Source organism: Candidatus Centipeda massiliensis, from assembly GCF_900290285.1.
GTDB lineage: Bacteria > Bacillota > Negativicutes > Selenomonadales > Selenomonadaceae > Centipeda > Centipeda massiliensis.
In genome coordinates this window covers 1-8110 of sequence record NZ_LT985761.1, presented here as the reverse complement: position 1 = coordinate 8110, position 8110 = coordinate 1, and the positions used below count along the sequence as shown (strand labels likewise).

Sequence of the window (8110 nt, the reverse complement as noted above, 5' to 3'; positions counted from 1 at the left end):
GATTGCCTGCACCTTAAATTCGTCATCGTATTGCCTGTTTGCTGCCATTTTGACCTCTCCTTCTCCTCTTTGACCTTATCTAAAATCCTTGCGAAGAAGTTGTCAACTTTATTTATACAACATCACAAGTGCCTGCCGCATGCGCTCTGCGTGGGCGATGTTCACGCAGAATACAATGGTCTTCGCAAAGCGGTCATGCTCTTTGAGAAAGCGTGTGATGCGTTTTGCGACGGCAAGTGTACGCTTATCCAAGATAAGATTTTTGTCATAATCCTTTACGTTGTATTCACGATCCTCTATCTCATAGCCGTAAATGTCGCACTGTCCTGCGCGTGGACGCCAGCCCTCCAAGTCTTTGTCAATACCGACACGGATGACCTTATATGGAGCGAGAAATCCGTCGTCGATGCCTTGTTTCAGACTGTAGGTATAGATTGGCTTGCCAAAGTAGCTGATGTTAGATATGCCGTCAGTCTCCTTGGGCGTTGCGGTAAGTCCAATCTGAGTTGCACTAGCGAAATATTCCAGTATTTTACGCCAGCGGGATTCTTCCCTTGCCGATCCACGGTGACACTCGTCGATGACGATGAGATCAAAGAAATTGGGCTGAAATGCGCGGAATGGTTCTTTCCCATCATCGCCGGAAAGTTGATGATAGAGGGACAGATAGATTTCATAGGCACTGTCCGGAGCTTTGTTTTCGATTTTGGTCATGACCTTGGCAAATGGTTTGAAATCCTGCTGCATGGTCTGGTCGATGAGGATGTTTCGGTCTGCAAGGAAGAGGATCTTGCGCTTTGTACCGGATTTCCAGAGCCGATGAATGATCTGGAATGCGGTATAGGTCTTGCCCGTGCCGGTCGCCATGACGAGGAGAATTCTGTTTTGTCCGTGTGCGATGGCCTCTATGGTGCGATTGATGGCAATACGCTGATAGTACCGTGGTGATTTTTCTTTCGGCATGAAGTAATACGGTTCTGTGATCAGCTTTTCCTGTTCCGGCGTAAGGTGTTCCGTGTTTTTATAGCGCTGCCAAAGCACATCGGGGGACGGAAAGTCTGCCAGTGCTAACTCGCGTTCCTTACCTGTTTTCCGATCGTGTTCGAGAAATCCGTCACCATTGGAACTATAGACATAGGGAATGTCCAGACTCGCGGCGTATGTGAGTGCCTGCTGCATTCCATCGCCGATGCTGTGTGCATTGTCCTTCGCCTCTACAAGCGCAAGCGGAAGATTTGCACGGTAGTAGAGGAGATAGTCCGTCCGCTTGCGACTGCCTCGTTTTACGGTGTTTCCTCGTACGATGATCTGTCCGTCGGTGAAGCTGTATTCCATTTTAATTTGGCTGTGCCGATCCCAGCCGGCATTTTCAATCGCAGGAGTAATGAACTGCAGTTTGATGTCCTCCTCGGTCATCTCGTGTTTTTTCATCAGTGTATTCATATTCATCCTCCTGACGTGCCATGAGGGTAAGGTTGGGAGAGGAACTTCTCATAATACTTTATTATATCATGGAGCATGACTCCTTACAATTTAAGTTCTATAGAAGCGTTACGTGGGTGAGATTCTTTTTTTTTTTCGCATTTTATGGTATGCTAAAGTAGGTTTTCAAGTAGGGAGGAAGATCTATGGCAGAGTACACGTATACGGTTGAAAAGCCATGCCCGGTCTGTGGGGAAAAGACGCACGCGACGAAGATGAAGGCACGGCTCATTACGCTTGGGACGGATGAGGACTTTTGTGTCCATTATGAGGGCGTGTGTCCCTATCGTTACCGCGTCTGGCTGTGTGAGCACTGCGGCTTTGCCGCCGATGAGAAGCAGTTCACGGAGGAGCCACTGAATCCGCGCGACAAGGCGAAGATTCAGGAACTCCTTGAGGGGCGTACGATCAACTTGCCGTATCGTGAGGAGCGTACGGTGGAGGATGCGATCCGTGCCTATAAGCTGGGCATTTACTTTGTCGAGCGGCTCGGCTGGCCGCTGCAAAAAAAGGCGGGCTACTGCATGGGGATGGCGTGGGTCTACCGCAATGCGGGGGAGCATGAGAAGGAGGCTGAGATCCTGCGCCGCGCTGCCGAGTTCTATGAGAAATCGGTGATGACGGAAAACTATCCAATCAACGGGATGAGTGACAGCATGGCACTCTATATTGCCGGCGCGGCGTACTATCGCATGGAGGACTATGAGAAGGCGACGCAGCTCCTCTCGCAGATTATGAGCGATCAGGAAGTACGCAAGAACGATGTCAAACTCTTTGAGCGCACGCAGAATCTCTGGCTGGATCTGCGTGAGAAGAAGGCGGAAGCGGAGAAGGCGAATAGCTAATGGTGATTGATCTTCCTGCAAATTTCATCGAGCAGGTCAAAAATATCGACTGGAGTGCTGTGCGTGAGGCGGTGAAGGACTACCGTCCTGCGCTCACGGTTCTGCGTGATACATGGGATCGTGAGACCCTTGCGCAGATTTCGGAAGGACATCTCTTCGTACGCGACTCCATACTCAATGAAGCAATCGCAAATAATATTGGGATGCAAGGGACGATTCGCGGCGTTGTCCTACGCTCGCACGCAAACGGGCGTCTGGATCTCGTCTGCACGACAGCGAAGAAATATAAGACGATTGAGCTTTCGGGCACGATTGAGGAATTTATCCACGATGGGGATAAATCGTATGCAGTCTACCGTGTGCGGGAGAAGAATATTCCTGACCATGGCTTTATCTCGTGGGTGTTCTCGCGTATTTCCCTTTCGATGGTGGAGCGCATCATGGGACATCTCGATGTATCTGATCGGTTGCCCGTGGATATTCGCGGAAACAAGATCTATGTTGACTTTCATGAAGTGCTTGCCGCATCGAAGCTGGGGCAGACCGAGTTTCAGGGGCATCCGCTGACCGATATGATCGAGATTGAGGGGGCTGTCGTGCAGGATGGGGGCATCATGTTTGATACGAAGCTGAATGTGCCCGATGATGTGCGTGCGTCGCTTCGTGCCGTGCTCCGTGAAACGGGTTCGCCGGATGCACAGGCGAATACAGGAGAAGGAGGAGAACATTGACAAAAAACGCGTTGATGCGCATGCTTTGTTTTGTGATGGCGGCGATATTCTTTGTGCCGCAGTTTGGTGAGGCGGCAAAGAAGGAGCCGGTTACGGAGAAGATTGTCTTCGTTCCGCACGATGGTCGTCCGATTTCAAGTAAGCAGACGGCGGATGTTGTGCAGCGCGTCGGCTATGATGTCGTCGTTCCGCCGCCGGAACTCCTCGGCTCACGTGAGGACTGGGGGCATCCGGACGAACTCTGGACATGGCTGGACGAGAACCTCGCCCAGCCCGGCGTAAAGGCGGCGGTCATCTCCTCCGATGCGATGATCTACGGCAGCCTTGTCGGCTCGCGTAAGCATGACTATACGCGGTCACAGGTGCTCGCACGCGCGGCGCGTTTTGATGAGCTGCAGCGCACGCATCGCAAGATTCCGCTCTATGTATTCGGCTCGATCATGCGGACGCCGCGCACAGGTGAGGCATCGGGGCATGAGGAGCCGGAGTACTACCGCCGCTATGGTGCGGATATCTTCCGCTACACGGTGCTCCGTGACAAGGAGGAGGTCGAGGGTCTCACGCGCCGCGAGCGCAAGGAATACGATTTCCTCGGACGTCTGATCCCGCAGGAGGCGCTGGCGGACTGGATGGGGCGGCGCGAGAAGAACTATGCGGTCAATGAGTATCTGATTGATCTCCTCCGAAAGCGTGATACGTTCCGCTACCTGACCCTTGGGCGCGACGACAATGCGCCGTTCTCCCAGACGCATCTGGAGGGCCGTCATTTGACGGAGGCGGGGGCGGATCTCGGAAAAACGCGTTTTCAGACGATGGCGGGCATCGATGAGATTGCCCTGCTGATGCTGACGCGCGCCGTGAATGAGCAGAAGCATGAGGTTCCCTTTGTCTTTGCCCGCTATAACTGGGGGCGCGGTGCGGATACGGTGCCGGCGTACTCGGACGAGAAAATCGGCACGTCGGTCAGCGACGCAGTTCTTGCGGCAGGCGGGATGATGGTGCGTGCACCGGAGAAGGCGGATGTCGTGCTCATGGTGAATACGAACCCGGACGGGCGCACGTACGAGGCAAACGCCGTGCTTAATGATGGGACTCCACGCGAGGGAACGACGTACTTTGCGGACATCGTCGCGGACTATGTGGCAAAGGGGTATCCCGTCTCTGTTGCGGACATCGCCTTCGCGAACGGGGCGGATAATGCGCTGATGGCGGAGCTGCAGCGCCGTGGTCTGCTCTACAAGATTCAGGCGTATGCGGGGTGGAACACGCCGACGAACAGTTCCGGCTTTGCGCTCGGTGAGGGGATGCTCGTCCGCCACATGGACGGGGATTCGATCGATCATCTGCTTACGACACGCTACCTTGATGACTGGGCGTATCAGGCGAATGTGCGCAACGTGATCGCACGACAGCTGACATGGCTGCGTGGGGATGGCTTCTACGGCAGCCTCGGGACGAAGATCGACGCAGTCAGTATGCGTTCGTCTCACATGATGAATCGCTTCATCGAGGAGAATCTGCCGCCGCTTGCAGAGGTTGACAGCGTTGTCGTGACCTTCCCATGGAACCGGATGTTCGAGTCCGATATTCTGCTGGAGGATCCGGGATTTGCGCAAGAGTATCTTGCAGGGAGGAAATAGCCATGCGGGGAAGGTTTTTGATTGCGTTCTTTTCGGCATCGCCCTCACGGCGTACGGAGAAGGTTGCGCACAAGATTGCCGATGTGATTGGCGCGGATCTTTATGAAATCGTACCGGCTGTGCCCTATACGAAGGACGATCTGAACTGGAACAACGAAAAGAGCCGCTCAAGCGTAGAGATGCGTGATCCGTCGAGTCGTCCTGCGATTGCGGGCGAGATGCCCGATCTCACGCACTATCATACGATCTTTGTCGGCTTTCCGATCTGGTGGTATGTCGCACCGCATATCATCAATACTTTTCTTGAGAGCTATGATCTGACGGGGAAGACCATCGTACCGTTTGCGACATCGGGCGGCAGCTCGATGGGACAAACGGCGGCGCATTTGCGTCCCTCGGCAGAGGGGGCGGTAGTGAAGGAAGGTCGCCGCTTCGAGATGGGGGAGACGCCGATGGCGATCAACTCGTGGATTGCAGCGCTTGGGGTCTGAATAGAAATTAAAAAACACGGTTGCATCACAGAAACCTTTGTGATGCAACCGTGTTTTTTTGATTAAATGCGACAGATGAGTTCTGCTTCTATCAATAATTCGCGAAAACGTCGAATGAGTGGGCGAATTGTTCGATCAGTGAAGTGATTTGTGAGCAGATAACAGATGCGAAGAGGCGGCGGATAATCGAGTTGAAAGATATCTATCGGGACTTCTCGGCGAAGTGCGTAGACATTGCTCTCCTGCAAAACAGCCCAGTAGCCAGGCGTTTGTAGAAATTCCTTCATTGCCGCATAGGAGTCTACGAAGAATCGTGCCCGTTTCTCATGAAATGTCGTTCGATGCCACTGTAAAAAGGCATCATCCCATGGTTGGCATACCTCGCGTTCCACATCCAAATCGTCGATGGAGATCGTACCGATTGTATCACATGGACTCTCACAGGGGCGTACAACATAATACCTCTGTGTGAAAAGCTGTTCACAGTCCACGCTCTCCACCTTTTCCGGAGCAGAGACGAGTGCGAGGTCAAGTTTGCGTTTTTGAATCCTACGGGTCACATCTTCTGTTTGATATGTATAGATCTGAACATGGGCATTCACTTCCTCGAGAAGATTCCTTGCGGCCAAACAAGCTAGAGGCGTTTGCAGACTGGCAATTGAGGATAGGAGCAGGGTATGGCCATTGGTTTCTATTTGTACTTCTAAATCTCCATAAAGTTCATATATTTTTCGTGCCGTTTGCAGAAATTGTTTCCCACGTGGTGTCAGTTCGATTTCCTGACGTCCCTTTTCCCGGACGAGGAGAGCGTATCCAACCTCTTTTTCTAACTGCTGAATGCGGTTGGATATGGTTGGTTGTGTTTTGTAGAGAATAGACGAAGCCTTGGTCAGATTTCGAACCTCACTCACGATAAGGAATGTTTCCAGGAGTTGATATTCCAACGGAAACACCTCCTTTGCACTGATTGTAGCATAAAATATAAGTAGATTCTATATTTAATAGATAAATAATCAATTTTCTATCTATTTCGTATTGATGTATAATCTTGATAAATCATATAATTTGTACCATCTATTATGATATGGGATCGAATTTGAACAAAGGAGATGTTGAAATGAAGACACGGTATGGAACACTCTTTTCAGAGGCGGAGCTTGCAGAACTCCGAAAGAAGTTTGCGTATGTAGATCGTGATCCGAGTGGAACGCCGCGCCTGTTCTTCGACAATGCAGGCGGATCACTGCGTCTTTTGGCAGCGGAAAAGGCCTTCTATGAGACCGATCTGATGCCGGATGCCTCCGAGCACTCGAACCGACTGGCACTTGCACTGGCAGAACGTGAAGAGTATGCGCGTGAGGATATTCGTACGATCTTTGATTGCCGGAGCGGAGCAATTGCTACTGGCTATACTGCCTCACAGCTCATGATGGATGCAGTGTGCATTTTAAGTGAACATGGTAGTGGTACGAATTGTGTGACATCGATTCTTGAGCACCCGTCTTCCTTTGACGCAATGACGATGTATGCCGAAAAGTATAAGAGGGAGCTGCGTGTTGCGCGTGCAAATGCGAAGACCGGAGGCGTTGATGCAGAGACCGTGCTTGCTTTGGTCGACAAGAATACGGCAATCCTCAGCATTATGGCTGCCTCCAATATCTCGGGGCATATCATGGATCTAGCAACGATTGCTCGTGAGGCACGCCGCATCAATCCGGATATCTACATCATCAGCGACGCGGTTCAGCATGCACCGCACGGTGTCCTGAATCCAGAGGAGGTTGGCGTCGACGTGATGAACATTGCTCCGTATAAATTCTTCGGCTGCCGTGGATTTGGACTGATGTATCTCTCTGCACGCATAAAGGAGCTTCCGCATCATAAATTGCTTGGAAGGGCGGCGGATGACTGGGAGATCGGAAGTCCTGCGACAGCACAATTTGCTGCCGTTTCTGCCGTTGTTGATTATGTATGTGGTCTGGCTCAGATGGATGGAACCCGGCGTGCACGTTTTGTTGCCGCCATGGAGCGTATTGCAGAACATGAGCGTGCACTACTTGAGTTGATGCTTGAGGGAACAGGTGAGGCGGTAGGTTTACGTCATATCAAGGGAATCACGGTAAAGATGGACGACCCAGATCTCACGCAGCGTGATCTCATCATTGGGATTGAGTTTGACAATATGGATGTGAAAAAAGCGACGGTTGAACTGGAAAAGCGGAATGTCATCGCGTTTGAGCGTGCGGCGGACAGTATTTATTCCAGCCGTATGGTTCGTGAATTTGACTCAAATGGCGTCGTCCGCTTCTCCCCACTGCATGTCAACACACCTGCGGAGATCACACAGTTCCTTCACGTTGCCGAGGAAGTCGCAGCTCTTTAGATCATTCCTAGAAAGGAGTGTCTTTGATGGAAACAAAGAAATTCTCGATGGGGCTCGGTACCAAAATCCTGATCGGTATTATCATCGGTCTTGCGATTGGTTTCCTCTCTCCCACATTTACCGAAACAATCTCTCCGCTTGGTAAAGTATTTCTACGTATGCTGAAAATGCTCATCGTTCCACTTGTCTTCTTCAGTATCATCAGCGGTATCTGTAAGATGGGAGATGTACGTCAGCTTATTACAGTTGGCCTGCGCTTCGTTGCGTATATTCTGATCAGTTCTGGAATTGCCGCTGCGGCGGGGAGTTTTGCTGGTATTGCGCTCAATGTTGGTGGTGGAACAACGGAATTTCTCTCGGCAGGTGCCAAAGTGGAGAGTGTTGAGTACAATTTCATCAACAATGTCATTTTGATATTGTCAAGAACAGTTGACAAATTTCTCACAAGGAAACGAATGCTTAAGCAGTCGCGGCAATGGAGTCATAGAACTGTCGACGCTTCACCATCGGAGGAAGCCCACCGTTTGTTGAACAAATT

The 8110-nt window shown here is 51.3% G+C and carries 8 protein-coding genes; 6 read left to right on the top strand and 2 right to left on the bottom strand.

The features are described from left to right. Positions 1-108: 108 nt before the first annotated feature. On the bottom strand, positions 109-1443 hold the full coding sequence (hsdR, locus tag C8273_RS12500; protein ID WP_234344105.1) for an EcoAI/FtnUII family type I restriction enzme subunit R: 1335 nt from the start codon (positions 1441-1443) through the stop codon (positions 109-111). A 185-nt stretch (positions 1444-1628) separates the two neighbouring features. On the opposite strand from hsdR, the gene C8273_RS12495 reads away from it, so the two are divergent. The 4 genes from C8273_RS12495 to C8273_RS12480 are packed head-to-tail and all read left to right on the top strand — an operon-like array spanning position 1629 to position 5189. Next, the gene (locus tag C8273_RS12495) at positions 1629-2327 is read left to right on the top strand and encodes a DUF2225 domain-containing protein (RefSeq protein WP_106628022.1); all 699 of its coding nucleotides are present in this window, start codon (positions 1629-1631) and stop codon (positions 2325-2327) included. Continuing rightward, a complete protein-coding gene (locus C8273_RS12490; RefSeq protein WP_106628021.1) occupies positions 2327-3058 on the top strand; it encodes a hypothetical protein in 732 nt (243 codons plus the stop codon). The genes C8273_RS12495 and C8273_RS12490 overlap by 1 nt, the downstream gene beginning before the upstream one ends. A 35-nt stretch (positions 3059-3093) precedes the next feature. Next, complete coding sequence (locus C8273_RS12485; protein WP_106628023.1) at positions 3094-4698, top strand: DUF4127 family protein; 1605 nt, start codon at positions 3094-3096, stop codon at positions 4696-4698. Between the two features lie 2 nt (positions 4699-4700). After that, positions 4701-5189, top strand: coding sequence for a flavodoxin (locus C8273_RS12480; protein ID WP_106628020.1), 489 nt, complete (start codon positions 4701-4703; stop codon positions 5187-5189). Positions 5190-5251: 62 nt separating this feature from the next. Here the strand turns inward: C8273_RS12480 and C8273_RS12475 are convergent, their stop codons facing one another. After that, on the bottom strand, positions 5252-6133 hold the full coding sequence (locus tag C8273_RS12475; protein ID WP_159060776.1) for a LysR family transcriptional regulator: 882 nt from the start codon (positions 6131-6133) through the stop codon (positions 5252-5254). Positions 6134-6306: 173 nt separating this feature from the next. Between C8273_RS12475 and C8273_RS12470 the strand changes: the two genes are divergently transcribed. Then, a complete protein-coding gene (locus tag C8273_RS12470) occupies positions 6307-7572 on the top strand; it encodes an aminotransferase class V-fold PLP-dependent enzyme (protein WP_106628018.1) in 1266 nt (421 codons plus the stop codon). A gap of 26 nt (positions 7573-7598) precedes the next feature. Then, the coding region (locus C8273_RS12465) for a cation:dicarboxylate symporter family transporter (RefSeq protein ID WP_159060775.1) at positions 7599-8110 on the top strand (512 nt) is incomplete at its 3' end.

Excerpts from the sequence above, each read along its gene's own strand:
- hsdR (WP_234344105.1), bottom strand. The coding sequence starts at position 1,443 with ATGAATACACTGATGAAAAAACACGAGATGACCGAGGAGGACATCAAA.
- C8273_RS12495 (WP_106628022.1), top strand. The coding sequence starts at position 1,629 with ATGGCAGAGTACACGTATACGGTTGAAAAGCCATGCCCGGTCTGTGGG.
- C8273_RS12490 (WP_106628021.1), top strand. The coding sequence starts at position 2,327 with ATGGTGATTGATCTTCCTGCAAATTTCATCGAGCAGGTCAAAAATATC.
- C8273_RS12485 (WP_106628023.1), top strand. The coding sequence starts at position 3,094 with ATGGCGGCGATATTCTTTGTGCCGCAGTTTGGTGAGGCGGCAAAGAAG.
- C8273_RS12480 (WP_106628020.1), top strand. The coding sequence starts at position 4,701 with ATGCGGGGAAGGTTTTTGATTGCGTTCTTTTCGGCATCGCCCTCACGG.
- C8273_RS12470 (WP_106628018.1), top strand. The coding sequence starts at position 6,307 with ATGAAGACACGGTATGGAACACTCTTTTCAGAGGCGGAGCTTGCAGAA.